23 protein-coding genes are annotated in these 22,688 nt (G+C 41.1%); 15 read left to right on the top strand and 8 right to left on the bottom strand.

What is annotated here, in order from left to right:
- Positions 1-602: 602 nt before the first annotated feature.
- The 3 genes from MKY77_RS04220 to MKY77_RS04230 form a co-directional block, all read right to left on the bottom strand.
- Positions 603-1,472 carry a cation diffusion facilitator family transporter gene (locus MKY77_RS04220; RefSeq protein WP_339149043.1) on the bottom strand — a complete coding sequence of 290 codons (870 nt, stop codon included), beginning with the start codon at positions 1,470-1,472 and terminating at the stop codon, positions 603-605.
- Positions 1,473-1,621: 149 nt separating this feature from the next.
- The gene (locus MKY77_RS04225) at positions 1,622-2,998 is read right to left on the bottom strand and encodes a HAMP domain-containing sensor histidine kinase (protein WP_339149044.1); all 1,377 of its coding nucleotides are present in this window, start codon (positions 2,996-2,998) and stop codon (positions 1,622-1,624) included.
- A gap of 10 nt (positions 2,999-3,008) precedes the next feature.
- The gene (locus MKY77_RS04230) at positions 3,009-3,719 is read right to left on the bottom strand and encodes a response regulator transcription factor (protein ID WP_339149045.1); all 711 of its coding nucleotides are present in this window, start codon (positions 3,717-3,719) and stop codon (positions 3,009-3,011) included.
- Between the two features lie 182 nt (positions 3,720-3,901).
- Between MKY77_RS04230 and MKY77_RS04235 the strand changes: the two genes are divergently transcribed.
- Genes MKY77_RS04235 through MKY77_RS04245 form a run of 3 tightly spaced genes read left to right on the top strand, consistent with a single transcriptional unit; the run spans position 3,902 to position 6,883 of the window.
- The gene (locus tag MKY77_RS04235) at positions 3,902-4,669 is read left to right on the top strand and encodes an ABC transporter ATP-binding protein (RefSeq protein ID WP_339149046.1); all 768 of its coding nucleotides are present in this window, start codon (positions 3,902-3,904) and stop codon (positions 4,667-4,669) included.
- Positions 4,656-6,518: an ABC transporter permease gene (locus MKY77_RS04240; protein ID WP_339149047.1), complete on the top strand. Its 1,863-nt coding sequence runs from the start codon at positions 4,656-4,658 to the stop codon at positions 6,516-6,518. Before MKY77_RS04235 ends, MKY77_RS04240 begins: the two co-directional genes overlap by 14 nt.
- Positions 6,518-6,883, top strand: coding sequence for a YxeA family protein (locus MKY77_RS04245; RefSeq protein WP_339149048.1), 366 nt, complete (start codon positions 6,518-6,520; stop codon positions 6,881-6,883). The genes MKY77_RS04240 and MKY77_RS04245 overlap by 1 nt, the downstream gene beginning before the upstream one ends.
- A 130-nt stretch (positions 6,884-7,013) precedes the next feature.
- Here the strand turns inward: MKY77_RS04245 and MKY77_RS04250 are convergent, their stop codons facing one another.
- Entirely contained in the window at positions 7,014-7,379 is a 366-nt protein-coding gene (locus MKY77_RS04250) for a helix-turn-helix domain-containing protein (protein WP_339149049.1), read from the bottom strand.
- A 157-nt stretch (positions 7,380-7,536) separates the two neighbouring features.
- On the opposite strand from MKY77_RS04250, the gene MKY77_RS04255 reads away from it, so the two are divergent.
- Together MKY77_RS04255 and MKY77_RS04260 are read left to right on the top strand one after the other, a co-directional pair.
- A complete protein-coding gene (locus MKY77_RS04255; RefSeq protein WP_339149950.1) occupies positions 7,537-8,766 on the top strand; it encodes an MFS transporter in 1,230 nt (409 codons plus the stop codon).
- Between the two features lie 4 nt (positions 8,767-8,770).
- Positions 8,771-9,613, top strand: coding sequence for an aldo/keto reductase (locus MKY77_RS04260; protein WP_339149050.1), 843 nt, complete (start codon positions 8,771-8,773; stop codon positions 9,611-9,613).
- A 30-nt stretch (positions 9,614-9,643) separates the two neighbouring features.
- Here MKY77_RS04260 and MKY77_RS04265 read toward each other — a convergent pair whose 3' ends face one another.
- A complete protein-coding gene (locus MKY77_RS04265) occupies positions 9,644-9,922 on the bottom strand; it encodes a hypothetical protein (protein WP_339149051.1) in 279 nt (92 codons plus the stop codon).
- 183 nt (positions 9,923-10,105) lie between these two features.
- On the opposite strand from MKY77_RS04265, the gene MKY77_RS04270 reads away from it, so the two are divergent.
- From MKY77_RS04270 to MKY77_RS04280, 3 genes are all read left to right on the top strand, one after another.
- On the top strand, positions 10,106-10,762 hold the full coding sequence (locus MKY77_RS04270) for a hypothetical protein (protein WP_339149052.1): 657 nt from the start codon (positions 10,106-10,108) through the stop codon (positions 10,760-10,762).
- A gap of 1 nt (position 10,763) precedes the next feature.
- The gene (locus MKY77_RS04275) at positions 10,764-11,006 is read left to right on the top strand and encodes a hypothetical protein (protein ID WP_342515657.1); all 243 of its coding nucleotides are present in this window, start codon (positions 10,764-10,766) and stop codon (positions 11,004-11,006) included.
- A 140-nt stretch (positions 11,007-11,146) separates the two neighbouring features.
- Entirely contained in the window at positions 11,147-11,329 is a 183-nt protein-coding gene (locus tag MKY77_RS04280) for a hypothetical protein (RefSeq protein WP_339149054.1), read from the top strand.
- Between the two features lie 147 nt (positions 11,330-11,476).
- On the opposite strand, the gene MKY77_RS04285 is transcribed toward MKY77_RS04280, so the two are convergent.
- A complete protein-coding gene (locus MKY77_RS04285) occupies positions 11,477-12,028 on the bottom strand; it encodes a hypothetical protein (RefSeq protein ID WP_339149055.1) in 552 nt (183 codons plus the stop codon).
- 169 nt (positions 12,029-12,197) lie between these two features.
- Here MKY77_RS04285 and MKY77_RS04290 point away from each other — a divergent pair, with 169 nt between their 5' ends.
- Both MKY77_RS04290 and MKY77_RS04295 read left to right on the top strand, forming a co-directional pair.
- Complete coding sequence (locus MKY77_RS04290) at positions 12,198-12,611, top strand: VOC family protein (RefSeq protein ID WP_339149056.1); 414 nt, start codon at positions 12,198-12,200, stop codon at positions 12,609-12,611.
- Between the two features lie 320 nt (positions 12,612-12,931).
- Entirely contained in the window at positions 12,932-14,155 is a 1,224-nt protein-coding gene (locus MKY77_RS04295; RefSeq protein WP_339149057.1) for an MFS transporter, read from the top strand.
- A 27-nt stretch (positions 14,156-14,182) separates the two neighbouring features.
- Here MKY77_RS04295 and MKY77_RS04300 read toward each other — a convergent pair whose 3' ends face one another.
- Positions 14,183-14,653: a hypothetical protein gene (locus MKY77_RS04300; RefSeq protein WP_339149058.1), complete on the bottom strand. Its 471-nt coding sequence runs from the start codon at positions 14,651-14,653 to the stop codon at positions 14,183-14,185.
- A 625-nt stretch (positions 14,654-15,278) separates the two neighbouring features.
- Between MKY77_RS04300 and MKY77_RS04305 the strand changes: the two genes are divergently transcribed.
- From MKY77_RS04305 to MKY77_RS04315, 3 genes are all read left to right on the top strand, one after another.
- Positions 15,279-16,949 carry a T7SS effector LXG polymorphic toxin gene (locus tag MKY77_RS04305; protein ID WP_339149059.1) on the top strand — a complete coding sequence of 557 codons (1,671 nt, stop codon included), beginning with the start codon at positions 15,279-15,281 and terminating at the stop codon, positions 16,947-16,949.
- Between the two features lie 57 nt (positions 16,950-17,006).
- The gene (locus tag MKY77_RS04310; RefSeq protein WP_342515658.1) at positions 17,007-17,315 is read left to right on the top strand and encodes a hypothetical protein; all 309 of its coding nucleotides are present in this window, start codon (positions 17,007-17,009) and stop codon (positions 17,313-17,315) included.
- A gap of 1,496 nt (positions 17,316-18,811) precedes the next feature.
- On the top strand, positions 18,812-19,516 hold the full coding sequence (locus tag MKY77_RS04315) for a hypothetical protein (protein ID WP_339149060.1): 705 nt from the start codon (positions 18,812-18,814) through the stop codon (positions 19,514-19,516).
- 59 nt (positions 19,517-19,575) lie between these two features.
- Here MKY77_RS04315 and MKY77_RS04320 read toward each other — a convergent pair whose 3' ends face one another.
- Positions 19,576-20,259, bottom strand: coding sequence for a type II CAAX endopeptidase family protein (locus tag MKY77_RS04320; RefSeq protein ID WP_339149061.1), 684 nt, complete (start codon positions 20,257-20,259; stop codon positions 19,576-19,578).
- A gap of 85 nt (positions 20,260-20,344) precedes the next feature.
- Here MKY77_RS04320 and MKY77_RS04325 point away from each other — a divergent pair, with 85 nt between their 5' ends.
- The gene (locus MKY77_RS04325; RefSeq protein WP_339149062.1) at positions 20,345-21,088 is read left to right on the top strand and encodes a MerR family transcriptional regulator; all 744 of its coding nucleotides are present in this window, start codon (positions 20,345-20,347) and stop codon (positions 21,086-21,088) included.
- A 119-nt stretch (positions 21,089-21,207) separates the two neighbouring features.
- A complete protein-coding gene (locus MKY77_RS04330; protein ID WP_339149063.1) occupies positions 21,208-22,602 on the top strand; it encodes a VanZ family protein in 1,395 nt (464 codons plus the stop codon).
- Positions 22,603-22,688: the final 86 nt, after the last annotated feature.

Consider the following 22,688-nt stretch of genomic DNA (forward strand, 5'->3'; position numbering starts at 1 on the left):
TTTGTTATATTTTTGTTTATTACCATTTACAGCAATTTTGCCACGAGTTTATCGTTTACCCCTATTATCCCATTTATTTAATTTTATGTAAGTGTAACCTATCAGTATACATGCAATCCCTATCTATTTTCCCATATGAATGTAATGAAGTCCTGATTACTTATTGTCTTTCATGATTTCCCCCCAATGCTGCAGTTTCATAAGTTATAATAAAAAAATTCCAACAGGTCATTGATGACTTGGCGGTCAGTAAGGTACGCTTTGTTTGAATGTACATGCAATCATTACGAAAATGGTTTGATGGAATTAGTGGATGTGGCGGACTTATCCAAAAGAATAGGAAATATGGAAAGATTTAAAAAGTGCCTGTTAGCATTTTGGCAATATAGATTCTATGCTACTCCTAGACATGAAGAAAAAGATACCCAACTATTGAGAACAGGGAACAATCCACAAAAATCATAAATAGATATAGTGTCAGTGATTTGACAGAGAATTGTTACCTAGGTTACTTTTTGTACTTCTTAGAAAATAAAAGACAGTTTCCCTTTAGTAGGGGGAATGGGTCAGCGTGCCTCACTCCCCCCGGGAACCCTGTCCTCTTAGTTCGGCTCCACATGTACATGAACGTCATGAACGCCATGCTCCATCATCAAAATCGTTTCCACACGGGTTGCGATATCATGTGCTTCTACTATATCCAGTGTGGATTTTACGAGGATGACGACATCGATGACTTCGTTGTTTCCGTAGTTGCGTCCGCGGATTTCCTTTACGCCTTTTACCCCATCAAGCTGTAAGATGATTGTGCGATAATGTTGGATCTTTTCTTCATCAAATCCGTCAGACAGTTCATGAGAAGCTTCACGAAAAATTCCCCAAGCCGTTTTACATATCAGTAATCCAACAAGAATCGCTGCCACACTGTCCAACCAAGGCATTCCAAGCTGCGAGCCGACTATCCCAATGGCCGCCCCGATACTCACCCAGGCGTCAGAAATATTATCTTTTGCCGCGGCCATCACGGACTTGCTTTTAATTTTTATGGCAAGCTTCTTGTTATAGATGTATACCAAATACATGACGACAGCTGAAAAGAAAGCAACATATGCTGCCATCACATTTGGTGCTTCCTTGCCACCTTCGAACATGGTGCGAAATGCATCTAAAACCACTTGAATCCCGACTGCTGCCATAATAAAAGAAGCAATCATGGCGGCGATGGTTTCACTTTTCCAATGGCCATAGCCATGGTCTTTATCTGGAGGTCTCTGCGAAAGTTTAAGCCCTATAAGCACGGCGAGAGATGCGATGATATCGGTGGTATTATTAAGTCCGTCCGCCTTTAAGGCAGCTGAATTGGTCATAAAACCAACCACTAGTTTTAGGATGGATAGACATATGTATGCGACAATGCTGATGATTGCTCCGCGTTCCCCTAATTTAAGGTTATTATATTTTTCTTGTTCCATGGTTTTCCTCCCTGATTTGCACTTACATATAATAGCAAGCAGCAATCGAGTGGGTCTAGAGCAACCTTTTTGCCCTGTGGTATATGAATGGGAGGCTTGCAAATAAGTTGTCTTAGGGAAAAATAAAAAAGTAGGGATTTGCTCCCTACCTACCCTAACAGCACCTTAACGGTAGTTCCACTACCAAGCTCACTTGTTATGGTGACTTTTCCGCCATGGGCTTCGGCTATATCTCTGGCGATGGCCATTCCGAGGCCGGTGCCACGAATGTTTTGGGTGTTTGTTCCGCGGTAATATCGTTCAAAAATATGCTCTAAATCGTGTGGTGGGATTCCTTTTCCAGTATCTTTGATTACGATGCCATTTGACATAACCTGTATGCTCACTTCAATATCCTCCTCATTATGAATGAGCGCATTATAAACAAAGTTAAGTATGGCCCTCTTCATTAAATGGCGGTCCATATTCCATTTTAATTCTGGTGACAAGCTCTCAAAAGAAATATGGTATTTGCCGAATTGAGGGTCATTCAATAGGTCGATGACGATTTCTCTTATAAAGCTCTCCACCCGTGTTTCCTCTAAATTTAGTGGCATCTCATGATTCCTCAATCTTATCGTGAGATTAAAATCATCAAGCAAATCCTTCATATAGATGGATTGCCGTTCTATGACTTCCGCATATTCCAATCGCTCTTCTAAAGTTAAATCCTGATAGCAGAGTAACTCCGCATATCCCCTGATGGAAGCAAGTGGTGTTTTTAAATCATGAGAAACGTTGCTGATCCAATCATCTCTCAATTTCTCAAGCTTTAATCGTTCATTCTCATGGTCTTGGAGGGTTTTGGATACATCATTCAGATTGGCGAATACAGGCTTGAAAATACCCATTCTCTTCATTTCCAAAGTAGAAAAATTACGTTTTTTCAATTGTGTTATACGGTCGATCATCCTTGTTATCGGCCTTGTTAATATAGTACTGAACAGTAACCCTACAATGGATGCAATGAGTAGGTCCACGATAAGAATGACAAGTATGGATTTGGAAAGAAAAGTGAAAATAGATTCAGCTTCCAGCATGAAGACCACACGTTGCTCTTTAGAGTTTGGAACTCCAATTAGATAGTCATATGGTTTAAACTCCCCAATAAAATACGTGACGAACTGATCATCCATGTATTTATAAATATGTATAAGTTCTAAGGGACTATAATGGTCAGGCGCATTTTCTGGTGCTAAGGAAGAGGTGACGACATTCCCGTTGGCATCAAGTATTTGAATCCATGCACCAAATGATTGCAGAGCTTCCATTCCTTCTTCGGAGACAGCAGGCTGTCCGTTTTCCATCACTAAGTACTTGTAGAAATGACGGGAAAACACCTCTCCAGAATGGCTTGAAACATCATCCATTCCTTGTCCTTGTTGATGAATGAACATACCGATAAGAATTACGGTGTTAATCAAGATCACAATAAAGACAATGATGAGAACAGACACTAAATAACGCCCGGTCAGTTTCCATTTCACAAGTACTCACCTACCTTGGGATGAATCGATAACCAAGCCCTTTTACAGTAATGATATAGGTTGGCTTGGACGGTGTATCTTCTATTTTTTCTCGTAAACGTCTGATATGTACCATTAATGTATTGTCCGCACCGTAAAATTCTTCTCCCCACACTCGATTAAAAAGTGTTTCTTTACTGAGAATATGATTTGGGTTTCTCATGAAGCATGACATTAACCCAACTTCTTTGGCGGTTAATTCTAGCATTTCCCCATCCTTCATCACTTCCGTTTCCTCATGATTGATGGAAAAGGGACCAACGGAAATCACTTTTTCAATTTTGTTGGAAGTTGGTTCGCTAACCGTACTGTAGCCTGCACGACGAAGCTGGGCCTTTACTCGAAACGCCACTTCTTTTGGACTGAAGGGTTTTGAGATATAGTCATCGCCGCCGATTGCCAGCCCCAAAATCTTATCCACTTCTTCCGTTTTGGCTGATAGAAATAACACAGGTACCCGCGATATCTCACGTATTTTTTTGCATAAATCATAGCCTTCACCATCAGGTAGCATGACATCCAGAATGACGATGTTTGGGTTGTAGTCGGTGAACTCTTCCCATCCCTGTTTAACGGTCCCGGCCATTCTTATTTCAGAAAACCCCTCTTTTATCAGGGCGGTTTTAATCAATATACACAGATCCTTTTCATCATCCACTATTAATATTCGTGGCTTGTCCATTATTCCAATCACCTCCTCATATATATATAGCTATCTCATTTCTACTAGTATAAATCAATGCCTGAACTAAATGTATGTCTTTTCCACCTGTCTTGCGTTATTTAAGGATTTTGTAAGGTACCGTTGATTTTGATGTAAGGTTGGCTCGTTATAGTAAGGACATACGAAAGAGGTGCATATTATTGGAACCATTATTAGTGGTAGATAAAGTAGAAAAAATATATGGCAAGGGAACAAATACTTTTAACGCACTTCAGGATATCTCATTTGAGATACATCCTGGGGAGTTTGTTGGGGTGATGGGTCCTTCAGGTGCCGGGAAATCCACCTTGTTAAACGTCTTGGCGACAATTGATTCTCCGACCAAGGGAGATATTTTTCTTGGAGAAGAAAATATTTCAAAGCTGAAGGATGAAGCACTTGCCGATTTCCGTCGTGACCATCTGGGGTTCATTTTTCAGGACTATCACTTACTGGATTCTCTAACAGTAAGGGAAAATATTTTGCTGCCATTAGCGATTGCAAAAAAGCCGGCAGCGGAAATAAAGGGAAGGGTAGAGGCGATGGCAGAGACATTTGGTATTTCATCCTTGTTAAATAAATATCCTTATCAGCTGTCAGGCGGGCAAAAGCAACGGACTGCCGCAAGTCGTGCCCTTGTTACAAATCCGAAGCTGATTTTTGCGGACGAACCAACAGGTGCACTTGATTCTAAGTCTGCATCCGATTTACTCACAAGCTTAAGTAATCTGAATGAAGAACATGAGACGACTATCATGATGGTGACGCATGATGCTTATGCAGCAAGCTACTGTCGCAGAATCTTGTTCATAAAAGATGGGGAATTGTCTAAGGAGTTATATCGCGGAACAAAGTCGCGTAAGGAGTTCTTTCAACATATATTAAGCGAGCTCGCTACATTGGGCGGTGACGTGCATGACGTTATTTGATTTAGCTTTAAAGAATATTCAACGTAATGTAAAGAGCTATTCCCTTTATATTGGTACTACCATCTTTTCCATCGTCATTTACTTCACATTTGTGACACTTAAATATAGTGGGGACATTAGTGCCCTTGCAGAAACATCTAAGCAGATTCAAGGGATCATGAGTGCTTCCGCATTCGTATTGATGATATTTGTGGCAATCTTTATCATTTATTCAAATTCGTTCTTTATGAAAAAGAGAAAAAAGGAAGTAGCGCTCTATTCTTTATTGGGCGTACGTAAACGTTCGATTGGATTTCTACTCTTTTTTGAGAACATGGTGATTGGCCTGTTGTCGCTAGTGATCGGAATCGGGCTCGGCTTTTTACTATCTCGTGTTTTGCTATCAATCTTGATGAAATTAATGAATATGGATATGATGGTCGGTTTTGCTTTCTCCATGGACGCCGTACTCAACACGTTGATGGTGTTCTTCGTTATTTTCCTATTTACGTCATTGCAAGGATATCGGGTTATGTATCAATTTAAGCTTATTGATCTTTTCCATGCTGAGAAAAAGGGGGATGAAATACCGAAGGCCCGGCTGATCCCAGCGATATTGGGAGTTGGTGCTTTAGCTGGAGCGTACTGGCTCGCTCTTCAGGATCTTTTGACATCAGAAGCGTGGCGTACCCTTGGACTAGCAATGCCCATCGTCATTATCGCTTTGACTGTCATTGGTTCAGGCCTTATTTTCCACAGCGTTCTGGTCTATATATTGTCCTTTTTACAAAAGAGGGAAGCTTGGGCTTGGAAAGGGCTTAATCTGATGACGGTATCACAGCTGCTCTACCGGATCCGCGGCAATGCCAAAACTCTTACGATCATCGCCATATTAAGTGCCACTACCATCACTGCAGGTGGGGCGGTCTTTGGCATTTACTATAATGCGGAAAAAAGTGTCCTGGAAAACGCACCGTTCACCTTTATGTGGGAGGGTGACCCAATTGCGATTGATGCTAATGTGATCGAGCATGAAGATACCATAACAAGTAAAGCAATCCGTGTGACAGAGGATGGATATGAAAGAGAGTATTCGGTCATCAGTCAATCTACTTTTGAGAGGATCGCCGGCTATCTGGAATGGACTGATTTGCATGCCATCAAAGAAGGTGAAACCCTACTGATTGATGCTTTTTATGACGAAAGGTGGTCTTTCAAACAAGAATCGCTTGTCATTGATGAAAAGGAGCATACAATCGTCAAGCAATACGACAAAGCATTATTAAATACCTTTTCCTTTGGAAGCATCACGGTTGTCGTAACAGATGAGGAGTATAGCAGCATCGCATCTGATGAGCGTACTTTTCAAGCGGTACAGGTGGAGGATTACAAAAATCAACTGGCTTTGTCAGAGGAATTAGAAGCTTCACCTGTCTCAGAAAATTTTTCTAGTGCCACAAAGGATTATCAAGATTCTATTGAAGCATTTGGCTCACTACTGTTTGTCGGAAGCTTTCTAGGATTGGTCTTTCTAGTAGCGACAGGGAGTATCATCTTTTTCAAAATGATGACAGAGGCTGAAGAGGATAAAGAAAAGTATGTGATGCTTCATAAGCTTGGTGTTTCAACTCGGGAGAGAAAACGCACAGTTCGAAATCAAGTGGCGGTTATCTTTACGGCACCGCTCGTGTTAGGTCTGATTCACGGTGGGGTTGCCCTGACCGCATTCTCCAAGCTGTTCATGATGAATCTGCTCGTTCCTGTTGTCCTGTGGATGCTTGCATACACCTTTATCTATACCATTTACTATTTTGTGACTGTTAGAGGCTTTAATAAAACTATTCAACAACACTATTTGGGGGGATCTTGATGAAAAAGTTCATCATTTTTATTAGTGGTATGTTCATTCTTCTTGTGGGAATCGTCCTTGTCTTGGCAAACGTTGATTTCAATAGGCTAGCAAAAGACAATGCATATGTCCAAATTACAAAGGCCACTTCTGTGGAGGAAATGAAGTTGGATTCTGGTGAAATCATTACTACCTACTGGTACACGTTGCCCGCATATCATGAAGACGGAAGGATGATATCAGTAGAATTCTCAGCCACCAAAGAATTGCGCGAAGATGCCTACCTCATGCTTTACCTAACAAATGACGACAACGTAACATCATATGACGAAGTTTCCTATGAGGAATACCAGAGGGCTGTGGGTGGAGGTTCCGCCACTCAGTAAACATTATCTTGGTCTTCTTTTGCTCAGGGGCAGAAGTTATTTGGAGCTCCAGGGGCCATGGGTGTTGCAAACTCTTGAAGGTTAAATAAATTTACAAATGGAGCAGGGATTTCTTTCCCTGCTCCATTTTTTAATTCTGATTTAAAATGCTTTCCTCCAGGTATCCTTCTTTTGTGCCATGCACTTTGATGATGTGCTGCTCGCCCCAATCGCATAGGAGCGATAAGATCCCTTCTAAAGAACGGCCGTAATCGCTTAGCTCATATTCCACACGCGGGGGAACTTCATGATACAGAGTACGAATAATCACGCCATCTTCTTCTAGCTCCCGGAGCTGTTGCGTCAACATTTTTTGTGAAATGTTTGGCATGAGGCGCCGCAGTTCATTGGTGCGTTTTTTACCATGTGTTAAATGGCAGAGGATGACGCATTTCCATTTTCCTCCGATTACTTCGAGTGTTGCTTCTACGGATATATTATATTTTTTTGCTTTCAAGTCATTTCCTCCCTTGATATCACCCATTAGGAACAAAAAGGTACCTATATAACAAAAAAGTACGTACTTTTCAATTTGTTCTTTAGGAGTAATAATAGCATGTATCGATCGAAGCGTAAAACTCATGAGTGATTATTATAAAGGAAGGTTGATCAAGATGGCATTGGATAAAAAGAGAAGCACATTGGCATTGCTTGCATTGGCCATTACTGCTTTTGCGATAGGAACAACGGAGTTTATCAGTGTAGGTTTATTGCCGCTGATAGCAGAAGATTTGGAAGTAACAACGACAGTTGGAGGTTTGACTGTATCCCTGTACGCACTTGGTGTGGTGATAGGTGCTCCTGTACTCACTGCATTGCTGTCAAATATATCTAGAAAGACATTATTATTGTGGATTATGATCGTTTTCATCGCTGGTAATACGATTGCGGCATTCTCTACCACGATTGGCCTGCTACTTACTGCGAGGGTGATATCTGCCCTTTCGCACGGGGTGTTCATGTCGATTGGTGCGACGATTGCAGCAGATCTGGTCCCACCCAACAAAAGGGCGAGTGCCATTTCCATCATGTTTACCGGTTTGACGGTGGCTACCGTAACGGGAGTGCCGTTTGGAACCTTTATCGGCCAACAATTTGGCTGGAGAATCGCCTTTATGGTCATTGTGGCCATCGGTATCATAGCATTGGTCTCAAACCTGATCCTTGTGCCATCGAATTTAAAAAATGGGGTTCGCTCCACTTTCAGTGACCAACGTAAGCTTGTGACAAATGGCCGCTTGCTATTGGTGTTTCTGATCACAGCCCTTGGATATGGAGGCACATTTGTAGTATTTACCTATCTCTCCCCGTTATTGCAAGAGGTTACCGGTTTTTCCGGAACGAATGTCGCCATTATATTACTCGTGTATGGGGTGGCGATTGCCATTGGAAACATGGTTGGTGGAAAGCTTGCTAATGCAAACCCGGTCCGGGCTCTCTTTTATATGTTTATTTTCCAGGCGGTGGTCTTATTTATCTTGGCGCTAACTGCGCCTTTTAAAGTAGCCGGATTGATCACTATTTTGGTGATGGGGGTATTTGCCTTCATGAATGTGCCTGGCCTGCAGACCTATGTGGTGACATTGGCGGAGCGATTCGTTCCTAGTGCTGTTGACGTGGCATCTGCCATTAATATTGCCGCTTTTAATGCCGGGATTGCGATTGGATCTTATGTAGGCGGAGTGATTGCGGATTCCATTGGGCTCATTCATACGGCATGGGTTGGTGGTGTGATGGTAGTATTGGCCGTTCTATTGACAGGTTGGAGTCGTCAGTTGGAGAAAAAAGATAGAAAAGAAAATCAGACAAGTATTCATGCAGAAATTAAAATGGTGGAGGTTTAAGAATATGACAACACATTTACAAGAAAGAGTGACATTGAATAACGGAGCAAAAATGCCTTGGTTGGGACTTGGGGTGTTCCGGGTAGAAGAAGGGGCAGAACTTGTTGAAGCAGTGAAATCTGCCATCAAACAAGGCTATCGCAGCATTGATACTGCCGCGATTTATGAGAATGAAGCTGGGGTTGGGGAAGGAATTAAACAAGGATTGGAAGAAGCAGGATTGAACCGGGAAGAGTTATTTGTGACCTCTAAAGTATGGAATGCGGATCTATCCTATGAAGGCACCATTCAGGCCTATGAGAAAAGCTTGGAGAAACTAGGGTTGGAGTACCTTGATTTATACCTAATCCATTGGCCGGTGGAAGCTAAATATAAGGAAGCGTGGCGGGCACTGGAACATCTGTATGAAGAAGGCCGCGTGAAATCGATCGGTGTGAGCAATTTCCAAATCCATCATTTAGAAGACTTACTAAAAGATGCGAAGGTAAAGCCGGTCATCAACCAAGTGGAATATCATCCGCGTTTGACACAAAAGGACCTTCAGGCATTTTGTGAGCAGCATCAAATCCAATTGGAAGCATGGTCCCCATTAATGAACGGACAAATTATTGAGCATGATTTGATCAAGGACCTTGCGAGCACCTATCGGAAAACACCTGCTCAAATCGTCATCCGCTGGGATCTTCAAAATGGCGTGGTAACTATCCCTAAATCGACAAAGGCACATCGCCTAGCCGAAAATGCCGATGTCTTTGATTTTGAATTAAGTGAAGGGGACATGAAGCAAATTGATCAATTGAATGAGGACCACCGCATAGGTCCAGATCCTGATAATTTTGATTTTTAACCAGTTGACCAAGAGGCGCATGAGAAATATTCATGCGCCTTTTTCTAATGCAATCTTTTTCCCATTGAAAAAGATGATGACCTGGTTACGTCGTTTACGGGTCAGATTAAACTGTCGCAAGGTTTGAATCAGGTAAATTCCAAGAAAGTAGATGACTGCTATGATGTTGAGCAGAATGCGGAACTCGAGCATGGCTTGTGGTTCCACCATTCCACTGACCAAAAAAGAAATCGCCCAGCAGCCTACCAATAGCCAAAAACCAACCAAATATCCCAATGTCCCGTTGTTGCTTTTCTCATGCTGTACCATCCTGCACCTCCTTATGTGCCCTGCAATCACGGTATCGTTAAACAGGGTATGTTGGGTGGACGGTTATTAGAACGGGGGCAAGTTTTGTGAGCAAAGCGCTTGTCCCAGTTTCAAAATTGTGGAAAAATGTAGAAGGATGTAGGTTGTGTAGATGATTCTTTATTTAATGGGGGTTATTTTAATATGAAGAAATGGACGACCGTTCTTGCTTTTAGTATATCGATGAGCATGCTTGCAGGCTGTGCCGACGATGAGCGTACCAAAAGTGTTCCTCCTGCTGATGAAGTGAGAGAAGAAGCGGGTATTGAAACGTCAAGTAGTGAGGAAGGAAATGCAACTGCAAGTGAGGAAAAGGAAACTTCAACAAATGAAGCTACTAACATGGATTCAAAAGAAAATGAGTCTGCCAATGGGGATGTAGTAGAGGACCATGAGCCCTTGGCTCAGTACTCCAGTGAACAAATCGAATATGCAAGAATCTGGTTGCAACTTGGTCCAAACCAGGATGTGGACGGATTGTATGTCGAGCATATCCCGGCTGGGACAAAGCTTGATCCAGATGGTGATATAGAGGTTATCTACCCAGAAGATGTCATCCAGATAACTGGTAGCCGATTAGTGGATGGAATTGTCACATACAGGGGTAACGGCGATGGCTCAATCTATCTATATGAGATTCCAAGACGTTGGTATGGCGGCATGACTCCGCCAAAGGATATGGATGAAGATAAAGTTCGGGAAGACATGGAGGCAATTTTAGCAAATAAGGAACTTGTGTATGTAGATCCAGGGGACGATGAGGAAGTTATCAGGTTGATAGAGAAGATCCAGTTGCCTTAGGATGAGGAAACAAACTCTCAAGTTGGCGTCCCTGATTTGTTTTGTTATTTGTGTGCTTCTTTGGGTTCCTAATGTGTTGCTGGAGGTTGCTAGTCCCTTTTGGATGTTGACATTCCTAGTAGGACCAATTGGCCTTGCATTGGGACTTGTAGGCAAGCATTATTTTTTGGCGATATTAAACTTCATCATGACCTTCAGCTTCTTTTGGATCATGGCCATTGGTTATTATTTTCTAGGTCCTTAAGGTAGGTAAAGTGAAATAAGGACGGTGCTTTTCCTCCATGCGTAATGGATGCGGAGTACCGTTTTTTAATAAGTTTTCACACGGAATGCATATATCTTTTCTCCTTTTTCATACTAAGAATTGAAAAGGAGGGATTAGTAATGGCAAAACGTAATGGCAAGACGGACGCTGAGCAAAAAAATAAAAAGGGATTCGACTCCAGTCAGACGGATTCGGAGTTCTCCAAAGAAATGGGCAGTGCAGCTGCTAATCGTGCACATAAAGAAAAAGCCAAAGAAGAAAAGGCGTCCAAAAATCAAGGAGAATGGAATGGGATGAACTAATTATATTCTTGATTTCCTAAAGAAAGATAACAATCTAAAAATGCAAGGTAAACAAACAGGAAAAGGGCGGCACTTTAGTTCCATAAAGTTTATGGATGCGGAAGTACCGTCCCTTTTTGAAGAGGAGGTGGGGCGGGGTGCCTGTCCCTATGATACCTTGAAGGCCTCGAAGTTGGAGCTGTAGGCGAAGTCAGGGATTTCGACGTCTGGTTCGATGACTCCGTTGACGGTGCTTTGACCGAAGATTTCGACGAGGTCGCCGGCTTGGAGTTGAAGGACGGCAGAGACATTGACGACGTTGAGGTTAGGTAGTTGGTTCCAGAAATCATTATCGACTTGAACGGTGACGCCATTTACAACAATATCTGCACGCGTGCGATACGGAACATTTGCTTCCGGGGCAAATGTAAAGCTTGCTGCTACATAGTAGACGCCACTTTCGCGGGGAACAAAGGTGGAAGAGTTAGGATTATAAATGTTCCCGATATCAAATTGCTCCTGTTCAAACGTGATTTTAGTGGATTCGCCTGCTACAAGTGGCTGAATGTCTTCTTTCAATGCCCTGAACGCAGGATTTCGGCGGCTTCTACCATGATCGCTACCTCCACAATCAACTTTAATGGTGATATCTTTGGAGCCTTTCTTGTGGTTTTGATAAAAAGGAGTTCCTGGATCATTTTTATAATGGTAAGTTTTCATCTATTCACCTCTCTTTCTTCTATTATTGTATGGAAGTCTAGTAAAAAGGTACGGGTGTTTGAGAGGGAAGGTAGTTTTTTTATTGGAAAAAGTGCCCTTTGGTAGTGTCTATTGCTGGAACATTCGGATAAAATAGAGTTGTACATATTAAATACTAGGGGTGAAGTTAGTGTCAGTTGATGTTTATCTTGTATTTGATGGAAATTGTAGGGAAGCGGTCGAATTTTATGCGAAGGTTTTTCAAACAGAAGCTCCGCAGATTATGACTTTTGGGGAGAGCCCGCAGCATCCGGATTATCCACTTCCAGAGGAGGCCAAAGAACGCATCATGCATACCCGTCTTTCCATTGACGGTAGCAATGTTATGTTCTCTGATACCTTCCCGGGCCAGGAATATAACCAAGGCAACAATGTCACACTGGCTCTGGTAAGCCACAACATGGATGATTTGAAATCGTGGTTTGAGCAATTAAAAGAAGGCGGCAAGGTAGAAATGGAACTGCAAGAAACCTTCTGGAGCAAGCTATACGGACAAGTAACGGATAAGTTTGGTGTGCATTGGCAACTGAATTATGGTGAGTAATTATTTTAAGGAAATAGAATAGACTTTTGAAAAAAATGCCTTCACATTATGGGGGCATTTTTCTTTGTGTTTTTGCGCCTGGTCGATTTTTGTTGGTTTTTGTCGCTTCGTTTGTACTAAGGGTAGTTCGAACAGTAAGTGAGAGTGGTAAAAAAATGAAGCGAACTTTTTGCAGGAAAGCAACCGCTACATCTTAAGTTGTAGCCATTCCAACAAGTTATTGGTTACAAAGCAGTACTCAAAGTTCCTCCCTATGCTGAATGTTGCCCTTTCCCTTTCCATTTATGATAAAGGTATCAAAGGTGGAGAGGGAGACCGGCATGAACAGTTTATATAGGGATAGAAGGTTTCGGTTTATTATTTTGGCAAATGTGGCATCAGCGATTGGGAGCGGGATCACGATGATTGCGATACCGTGGCTGTTGGTGACGAGCGAGAATGGGAATGAAGTCTTTGGCTATGTGGCCATTTGCATGACGATCATCAACTTTATGCTTACACCATACTTGGGGTATTTGATTGATAAAATTTCCAGGAAAAGAATGATCGTAAGCAGTAAGGTGGTCAGTCTCATCGCATTAGCTCTATTTTCAGGTATCGGTTTCGTTGGGTTGGAATACGAGCTTTGGCATTACATCGTCATTTACATGATTGGCAGCCTTTATTACACGATTTTTTACCCAACGATGTTTGCCCTAAATCAGGAGCTGTTTCATAAAAATCAATTTAAGGTCCTTAATGGCACGATGGAGGTTCAGGGGCAGTTATCTAGCATGCTTGCTGGTGCTATTGCCAGTATCCTTTTATTGAAATGGGATCTTCATTACATTCTCCTTTTGGATGTGTGTACGTACGCACTAGCCATCTATTTTTTCGTGAAAATCCCGTATGTGAGGAAGCGAGAAGGGGGTGCACCGGCCGCCGGAACAAAGGTGAGCGCATCGGCGGCTATTGAATTTGTGAAAAGGAAACCAGGTGTGTTCCTGTTTCTGCTGGCATCATCCTTGCCGTTTATCGGTGTGATGCTCACAAACTATCTGTTCCCGGTCTATTTGGCAGATGTGTTGAAAGTAGAGGGGAATATTTACGGGATCCAGGGGATGGTGTATGGATTGGGAGCTGTGTTGGCTGGTATCTTTGTACCGATTGCCGCCCGGAAATTCGAGGACGAGAAGCTGATTGCGGCAGCCATGGTTCTTTTTACGCTGGCCATTTCTGTCATGGTGTATCTATCTGTTGGAGGCTATCTAATCATGATGTTATTCATCGCCATCGGGAACAGTGGTGCAAGGGTTGCCCGGAATGCCTTCATGATGGAACGCATTCCAAATGAAATTATCGGAAGGGTCGATGGCTTGCTGAGAGCATTGGGGCTTTTGCTGCGAATTGTGTTGTTGGGTTTGTTTACAGGGTTGGTTTCGATGGGGCAGATCTTAGTGTGTTTTTCCATTCTAACGGGGTTTCTGATGGTCGCTTCGGTTTATGTGGTCGTATTTTCGCGGAAAAGCGTTAGTGTGGCTGGGCGTGAAGTTGTAAAGGTATAGGGGGAGGGGAGGCGTGTCCCCCTTCCATTAATAATTCCACTTCTCGTATGTTCCATTCGGATAAAACGCCTTAATCTTTTCTAACTTTTCTTCGCTTATGTGAAACCAAAATTCGAAATTCTTGTGTTCGAAGTACCTTACTTCATCACCATTAATGGTTAGGTGAGAATAGACCGGTTCAAGTTTCCCGCAATAGATGGAAGGGGAGATGTTAAGGTTAGCATTCATTTTGGACTCGCAATTTACATTCTTTTTAAACTCCCATTCATTCTTGTCTTTTTCAAAATAGCTGATTTGCATGGAGTGATCAGGTTGATTTTTTGTAGAAGTGGTGTAAGCAACAATGCCAGTTAAATGCTCCTCACTTGAATACACAATAGTATAATCAGTTATTTCGTGGTTCTCTTCAACAAGAGAGATGATCTTTTCATCTAAAGACGGTTGATTACTACAACCAACTATTACTAGTAAAAATAAGGGGATCATTAACTTATACATACTCTTCCCATTTGCTCCTTTATCTTTGCTTATGTACTGGATATTACAGGATAATTATAGAGAAGGGAAATAGAGTGTTAATCTAAAAATATAGGTTACTGGGATTATATGATTCAAAAGTCATGGAATCTAATGTTTATTTAGTAGTTTCCTGTAAAATCATTGGAAGAAACTATGGTTTCGGTGAAATATTGCTTATTTTTATATTTTTTGTGAACGGGAGAATGGGCAGCCTGGGATTTTATAGTCCAACTTTTTGATTTATGAGCCAACTTTCGATTTTATAATCTACTTCTTTAATTTATAAGCCACTTTAGGTGATATAATTGCCATTCGATTAAAACCGCCATAATTCTACAAGTGTAATCCTGCCAGCTGTCGGAAACAGTGTTCCTCACCCCACTACAATCCCACGACCTTTAACCAAAACTAAGTTTTATTTTTCCTGTGATCGGGAATGTAAAAAAAAGGTAGTGCTTTTAATGATGGGAATTCTGACGGATTTTTTTGAAGTGAAAATGGGTCAGAGTACCTGCCTCTAGGCTCCTTTTTAAAGCATAACTCCTATTTTATATGGGTTTTGGAATTGGTAAAATTAAACTATCTATGCAGGTGGTGATGGTAATTGAAGACATTGGAAGTAGCTTCGTTTCTTTCAGATATTCAATTGATTTTGGAAAAGCTGGAGCTACAGAAGGAAGCTGTTGAAAAAGTACATAGGGATGTGATGGGAATCATTGGACTTGAAGATGCTTTAAAGGGCGCAGGGGGCAACGCGATCAGGTCCTTTTACCAGGATTGCCATATTCCTTTATTAACCTATTACCAAGGTTTGCTCGATGAGTATAAAGGTGTGTTGAATGGAATAAAAAGTGCCATACAGACAGTCGAACCAGCGAGCAATGGATATATAAGTGAAAGCTTCTTGAATAATGATCTTTCTCGTTCGTTGGATAACGTGAGAAGGATGGCAATGGAACTGACCAATGAGACCAATCAAGTCATGCACTCTGTCAATGACATTGTTTCTTTACCTCAAATGAGGGATGATAACTTTGTGGAACAGGTAAGGGTAGCAGAAAAACAGATTGATCAGTCGCTTGAAAAGTTACATGTTTTTGATAATGAGCAAACTAGAAAACTAGATACGGTCTCGGAAAGTAGTTTTGTTGCCAGTGGGTATATCGAACAAATTAACTCAATGTTTAAAGGGAAGAAAATAAGCATCAGCGGGTACGAGTCAGGTTCATTAATGAAAAAGCTGGCAGAGCAAGCCATTCAATCTGGCGTGAATTCTTCTGGCAATTCGCCGGGTGTTACGCTCACTAGTAATTCCACCAGTGAACGCGCGCTTGGCTTATTGATTTCCCATGAAAGCAAAATGAAACTTGTAGACGCCAGAGCCGAAGAAAAATCAGACGGTATTCTGCATGCAATAAAGGAAGGCGCATTCGATGCCTTTGCCCCACTTGCTGTTTTGGTGGCAGCACACAAATCAAAGCTTCTTCGGATTGAGTACACGAAAAAAAAGAATCATTATACGTTTAAATATAATAGGAAAGTTTCACAGTTTCTTAAAGGTAGAATTGGGCCGAAATGGTCACGGTTGCTTATTCAGAAGATTAATAGGACTTCTAAGCAGTATAGGAACTTAGAGAAAACCTTGAAGGCGCAAAAGGCTTCGCTTGGAAAGGAATTTAAGGATCCTAGAAGTACTGTGCAGAAAATAAAAGGGGCCACTTGGAAAGGTGTTACTGAGAACAGTACTTTAACAGGAGTTGTTAAAGGTAAGGTTGTTCAGCACTCTTCAACAAAAATGGTCATACCTAAGGAAGCTTTTAAGAGAGTAGCTGCAAGAGCGTCTGGATTAGGTGCTTTAATTGTTGGCGGCCTTTCAACTGGTTCAAGGATAAGAGGCAGATGGAGTGAAGGGGATACTTTAAAAGGGAAAGATCAATTCAGTGTAAGGGGGCGGGGAGTAGCAGAAGAACTAAATACATTTGCTGGAAGTTTAGCCGGTGCTACTGCGGGAGCTTATGTTGGTGCAGCAATCGGCGGTGTTCTTTCTGGTCCTTTGGCACCGTTTGGAGCTGCAGCTGGAGCAGTCATTGGAAGTGCAGTCGGAGCGACGGTCGGAGAATGGGCTTCAAAATATACCAAAAAATGGGTTGGAGATGCGGGAGCTGTAATCGGTGAGAAAGCTTATGATACAGTTGAAAAAGCAAAAGGTGCCCTAAAAAGTGCTAATAATGCATTAAGCGATGCGAAAGATTCTTTATTCGGCTGGGTTGGGTAATGTAGTAACTAATTATAAAAAATAGAGAAGGTAGTGTTTAAGGGTGTTAGATGCCTAGTGGGGATAATCGGTGATTTTTTCTTTCTAATTGGAATACTTATATTAATTAACTTCTTTTTCAGTCTTTTATATATATTTAGTAAAACAGTAGCAAATGGATTTTACCGTTGGATAGTTCTTGATATGGACTTCCTAGCGATTTTATTCTACCCAATTTTTGGTGTGACTCATTCTGTTGCTAATAGAATGTACGATCGATTTAATTGGTTTGTTGCAAGGTTGTTGCTAGTTTTATATGCAATATTACTATTGATTTTAGCGGTACTTAGCTTCATTTTATTTGGATATATTGCAGATAGGCATTGATTAAATGTGGGGTTATGGGTTATGGAAAGACCAAGACTAGAAATAGTATAGGATGTTAACTAAACAATGGAGTTTATCGGAACTTTTTTATTTATGATTGGAGTATTTCTATTATTTAATTTCCTGTTTTCCCTCTTATATTTACTTAGTAGATCAGCAGGAAATGGCTTTTATCGTTGGATAACTCATGACCTGGATTTCCTGATAATTTTATCTTTTCCCCTATTTGGATTGACACAATGGGTGGCAAGTAGTGTGTATGAGCGCTTTAATTGGTTTATAGCAAGGTTATTGATAATTATATATTCTGTTTTCATATTTATTATAGCGATAGTTTGTTTTTATATGTTTGGAGCAGTTGAAGGTTGGTGGTAATTTATTTTTGAAGCAACTGTAAAAGAAACTTCGTAAAGGTGGTGCTAACTACTTAATGGGATTAATTGGTACCTTTTTCTTTGTGCTGGGAGCATTCTTGTTTTTAAATATTCTCTTTTCCCTCTTATATATACTTAGCAAGTCCGCTGGGAATGGATTTTACCGATGGGTTACTTATGGTGGTCTTCTGAGGGCTTATATTCCCCAATGATGGGCTTAACTCAATGGGCTGCAACTAGTATTTATGAACGGTTTAATTGGTTTGTAGCGAGGTTGCTTCTAGTTTTTTATTCCGTATTAATATTTATTATTGTAATACTCTGCTTTATCGGGTTTGGGTATACTTTAGAAAATCAGTAATTGAATGTGATTTGAGTAATCTATTTAAGTAAGTTAGTGTCACAAACATTAATAGAGTTAGTTTAAAAGGATGCTAAATAATAATGCAATATATCGCGATTTTTTTCGGTATGCTTGGGTTTTTCTTATTGATAAATGTCTTTTTTTCCCTCTTATATTTACTAAGCCGGTCAGCAGGCAGAGGTTTTTATCGGTGGCTTACTCATGATCTTGATTTTCTGAAGACTATGGCTTCCCCGTTTTTCGGTTTGACTCAATGGGCAGCACCTAGTATTTATGAGCGGTATAATTGGTTTGTAGCGAGGGTGCTAATCCTCATATATGCCGTATTTATATTTATTATTGTGATACTCTGCTTTACCATGTTTGGTTATCTAGCAGATAAGGTGTGAGTTCGTTTTGAAAACTTGTATAGAGGTAGTGTTATAGGATGTTAGAAACTATTTACTTTGTAATTGGGGCAATGCTATTTACTAATTTCTTCTATGCCCTCTTATATTTACTTAGTAGAACAGCTGGTGACAGGTTATCGGATGGGTTTAGTAAGTATGCAGATTGTCTAGGAGTTTTGATGTTTTTCCCGTTTTTGGGATTAACGAATTTATCAGCAATGCTTATTTATGATCGATTTAATTGGTTTGTAGCTAGGCTGGTATTGCTCTTATATGCCGCATTATTATTTATTCTATTTTCCGTTTTAATATTAGTATCATAGATAGATTGTTGGTAAACAAGTTTGGAAAAAGAAAGGAGTTACTCAAATGACGTATACTCTTACTGCGGAAGAATACATATTATCGCTGTTATTGCTTGATGGGGCTGAAGTTGCAGCTTCAATAAAGGACGAGGTGTTTGGGGATATTTCAGATCAATTATTGGAGTGCCGGTTGGATAGTGCGACTAGTGGGTTAATTTCTAAAGGTTTATTGAAGGTTGACGGTAATCAAGATACGGTGGATGAAGAGTTCCGCAAGTTTTTGATGGGACTGACAAATGTGAAGCGCGTCATTCGTTGCCAACTCGCAACAGAGGGGGGAGCAAGCACCGTGTCGCTTTTTTGTCATGAAGAATTTACTGTCCAACAATCCTTGTATGATAATCGGGTCTTTAAGTTGTTTAAGGAAAACGATGAAGAGAAGCTTAGCAAATTAATTGACATGAGTACGATCAAGGTAAATGGGAACCAATTCACTTTAAAAGAATCTCAATTTGAACCGGTTGTGGACAAATTATTAGCGGGAATAGAGCTGAATAAAGAAGAGTCCGACTTGTTCTACCCGGACTTCCTTCGAGTGCTGGTTTCTAAAAAAGGGAAGTTGAATTCTTTATATGATTATCATCTAGGTGAGCAGGTGATGATTGGTACCCTGTTATACGTAACAGATGGGGAGCAGACATGGTTTATTGAAAATAATGATGATGTACTGGTAATTGCCCCATTTTCGTATGGGACTTTGTTTGAATAGTATACGGACAGGCACGGCAATCCAATCGGGTCGCCCTGCCTGTCCCCTCAACCCACCCCTCACCCCACCACCGTCAACACCACCGCTAATCCATTAAACACTCCATGAACAATTATTCCCGGAATGATCGACCCTGATCTCTCATAGGTCCACGCAAAAATCACACCAGAAATGAAGTTGACCGGCAGCGTATTGTAGGTCGGAATATGGACGAGGGTGAATATGAGTGAGCTGACCAATATACCTGCCCCCATACCCCACCTACCACGAAACCACTTATACAAAAACCCTCGGTAAAAGATCTCCTCGTATATGGGGGAGACAACGGCGGCTGAAAGAAAAGCGATGGTGAAGGTGAACCAGGTGACCTGTGCATTCAAAGATTCTGTTTTATGGTTGTCGACGCCGACTCCCAAACCTTCCATAACGACTACGAGTAGAATACTAGAAACAATCAAGATAACGGTCCAGACCGGGATCCATTTCCAATAGCTTCTTGAAAAGGTACGGAGGCCGACAATATCCCATCCCAACCTTTGTGGCATAAGTGCTACCAAGTAAACACTTAGTGTAAAGATAATGGACATGACAAAACCTGTCATAGTGCCTGCGTAGAGTGTGTTCTCAAATAGACGCAATAAAAATCGGTGCAGCCAAAACTCAATTAAGATCGGCACAAAAACGAGTGCCATTAAGAGTAGCAGGATCAATTCTTTTAAATTCCATTTTGTGTTAATATTCAATGTGATTTCCTCCAGAATTTTTGTATGATAGATGTAGGATAAATGGTGACGTTACGTAACCTGCAAGTAGTTTAGGGGGGATTGCATGAATTATTTTTCATCGGGAGAGGTAGCAAAGAAATTAGGAGTTTCTTTGCGAACGGTACGGTATTATGACGATATTGGATTGGTAAAGCCGACAAGCAAGGACGACAGTGGAAGGCGGTTGTATACGGCAAAGGATATACTGAAGCTTCAAAAAGTAATGCTTTTGAAGGAAACCTCCATGCCTCTGAAGGACATTCAAAAAGTATTGAATCAGATCTCGATGGAGCGGATTCTTCTTTTACATAAGGAAAAGTTGGAGAGGGATCTTAAGCAGTTAAGTCTGTCCCTCGATCACACACATTCTTTGTTAAACATGTTCAAGCTTGAAAAAGAGATCCAATGGGAGCATCTCATTCCTTTATTGGGAGAGGACTTAGAAGAAAAACGCCAGCAACGATCGGCAGCAATGGAAATGGTGTTCAGCGGGGAAGAGCAAGAGATTTTACAAAGGTACATGCCTAAGTTGGAAGATAAATCGATGGAGGTTGCAAAGTGGATCAATATCATCAAGCGGATCGAGCTTTGTATTGCGGATGGAAAATCTTCGGAATCCGCAGAAGCCCAACTGATCGCCGAGGATGTGATGATTTTGTCGGAGGAAACCTTTAGTGGTAATACTGAACTGGCAGAAAAATTTTGGAGAGTGAGGAAGTCGGAAGAAGAGTCAGCAAGGTTGGGGTTATATCCGTTGAGTAAGGAAGTTTTGGAGTTTTTGGAGAAGGCATTTTTAAAAAAAATTTAGGTATCTAAAACTAAATAACAAAACTTTTTCCGTATAGTTTCGTCTATTAATTGTAGCCAAAATAATCCAGTGATAGGCTACTCCACATACATACATAATGCAGGATTAGGGTGAGAGAGATGAGATTAGAAGAAATTACAGGGATACTTAGTCGATATTTTGAGTTGGCATTGATTGCGGTCGTTGTAATAGGGGCAGTATTAGCTGTCGGCTATTTTTTTGTTTATCGAAAACTATTGGGTGGAAAGAAGCGGCTCTCTATAAAAAGGTGGCTCGTTGGAGGAATGTTTACGGGCTACATCATCATGGTGTTAGGAGTTACATTTCTGAGCAGAGGGCCAGGATTTGAGAACGAAATGAATCTCTCGTTGTTTTATAGTTATCGCGATGCGTGGTATACCTTTAGTGTTCGGCCTTGGCAGTTTGTCATCCTTAACATCGTCATGTTTGTTCCGTTGGGAATCTTATTACCACTATTGCATCCACGTTTTCAAAAGGCTGCATGGACACTTGGTGCTTCCTTTTTGTTCACGCTATTTATTGAAAGCACTCAGTACGTGACGAAGTTTGGAAGATTTGTCGTGGACGATCTTTTTAATAACTTTATAGGTGGCGTGATCGGGTATGGCATTTGCATGGGCGTGATGAAGTTGAGGGAGAAGCGGGTGAAACCGGCCATTCTATATTTCTCGCCTATGTTGCTTGTAGTAGCCATGTTTGGCGGGATTTTTGGATATTATCATTTGAAAGAGTTCGGGAACCTCGCGATAGTGCCGGCAATAAAGGTAGATATGAGTAAGGCATATATCACTACAGATGTGGAGTTTGATGATAGGAAAGTTACTTCCACCGTGTATAAAGCACCGTTTTATACACAGGAGGAAGGGGATGCTCTCGCTTTAGACTTGTTTGATAGAATGGGTGTGGATACTTCTGACTTGGAAACTATCTATTATCCAAATGAAGGGATTTATAGGGCAGGAACTAACGGTTCATATAGTTTATGGTTTTATGGTATAGATGGAAGTTACAATTATTGGGACTGGTCAGCCAATGGTGAAAGTGTAGAACCAAAAGAAGTTGAAGAGGAAGACCTTAGAGGGGAATTGGTAGATTTCGGGATTGTCTTGCCAGCTGAAGCTTCTTTTAAGCAAGTAGAAGATAGTGGCCATTATAACTTTACCGTAGACAAACTGCTAGATGGGGACAACCTGATTGACGGAAATTTGACAGTCGGCTACTACAGCGACGATACAATAAAAGTGATAGATAATTCTCTTATCACCTATGAAAAGGTCAGGGACATTGAAATGAAGAGTGAACAGGAAGCCTATGAGCAGATATTAAAAGGGAAATTCCGACACTTTTCTCATGATAGAAAGTTAGAAAGGTTGCATATTTACGACGTAACGGTCAGCTACTTTTTGGACTCAAAAGGATATTATCAACCTGTTTATGCTTTTTATAGTGAGTTGGATGGGGAAGAAGTGACTATTTTGGTTCCTGGAATATAAAGGCTGAGTTACAATTGTTTTTGTTTTCCCCTCAATCCTCTATTGAACTCTTGTCCTGGGGTGACTTATGATAGAGAAGTAAGTTG

This window comes from Sutcliffiella sp. FSL R7-0096 (assembly GCF_038595065.1).
Lineage (GTDB): Bacteria > Bacillota > Bacilli > Bacillales > Bacillaceae_I > Sutcliffiella_A.

Coding starts and splice junctions, on each gene's coding strand:
- MKY77_RS04270 (WP_339149052.1), top strand. CDS start 10,106: ATGAAGAAATGGACGACCGTTCTTGCTTTTAGTATATCGATGAGCATG.
- MKY77_RS04220 (WP_339149043.1), bottom strand. CDS start 1,472: ATGGAACAAGAAAAATATAATAACCTTAAATTAGGGGAACGCGGAGCA.
- MKY77_RS04230 (WP_339149045.1), bottom strand. CDS start 3,719: ATGGACAAGCCACGAATATTAATAGTGGATGATGAAAAGGATCTGTGT.
- MKY77_RS04325 (WP_339149062.1), top strand. CDS start 20,345: ATGAATTATTTTTCATCGGGAGAGGTAGCAAAGAAATTAGGAGTTTCT.
- MKY77_RS04275 (WP_342515657.1), top strand. CDS start 10,764: ATGAGGAAACAAACTCTCAAGTTGGCGTCCCTGATTTGTTTTGTTATT.
- MKY77_RS04265 (WP_339149051.1), bottom strand. CDS start 9,922: ATGGTACAGCATGAGAAAAGCAACAACGGGACATTGGGATATTTGGTT.
- MKY77_RS04315 (WP_339149060.1), top strand. CDS start 18,812: ATGACGTATACTCTTACTGCGGAAGAATACATATTATCGCTGTTATTG.
- MKY77_RS04260 (WP_339149050.1), top strand. CDS start 8,771: ATGACAACACATTTACAAGAAAGAGTGACATTGAATAACGGAGCAAAA.
- MKY77_RS04295 (WP_339149057.1), top strand. CDS start 12,932: ATGAACAGTTTATATAGGGATAGAAGGTTTCGGTTTATTATTTTGGCA.
- MKY77_RS04280 (WP_339149054.1), top strand. CDS start 11,147: ATGGCAAAACGTAATGGCAAGACGGACGCTGAGCAAAAAAATAAAAAG.
- MKY77_RS04240 (WP_339149047.1), top strand. CDS start 4,656: ATGACGTTATTTGATTTAGCTTTAAAGAATATTCAACGTAATGTAAAG.
- MKY77_RS04300 (WP_339149058.1), bottom strand. CDS start 14,653: ATGTATAAGTTAATGATCCCCTTATTTTTACTAGTAATAGTTGGTTGT.
- MKY77_RS04255 (WP_339149950.1), top strand. CDS start 7,537: ATGGCATTGGATAAAAAGAGAAGCACATTGGCATTGCTTGCATTGGCC.
- MKY77_RS04330 (WP_339149063.1), top strand. CDS start 21,208: ATGAGATTAGAAGAAATTACAGGGATACTTAGTCGATATTTTGAGTTG.
- MKY77_RS04285 (WP_339149055.1), bottom strand. CDS start 12,028: ATGAAAACTTACCATTATAAAAATGATCCAGGAACTCCTTTTTATCAA.
- MKY77_RS04245 (WP_339149048.1), top strand. CDS start 6,518: ATGAAAAAGTTCATCATTTTTATTAGTGGTATGTTCATTCTTCTTGTG.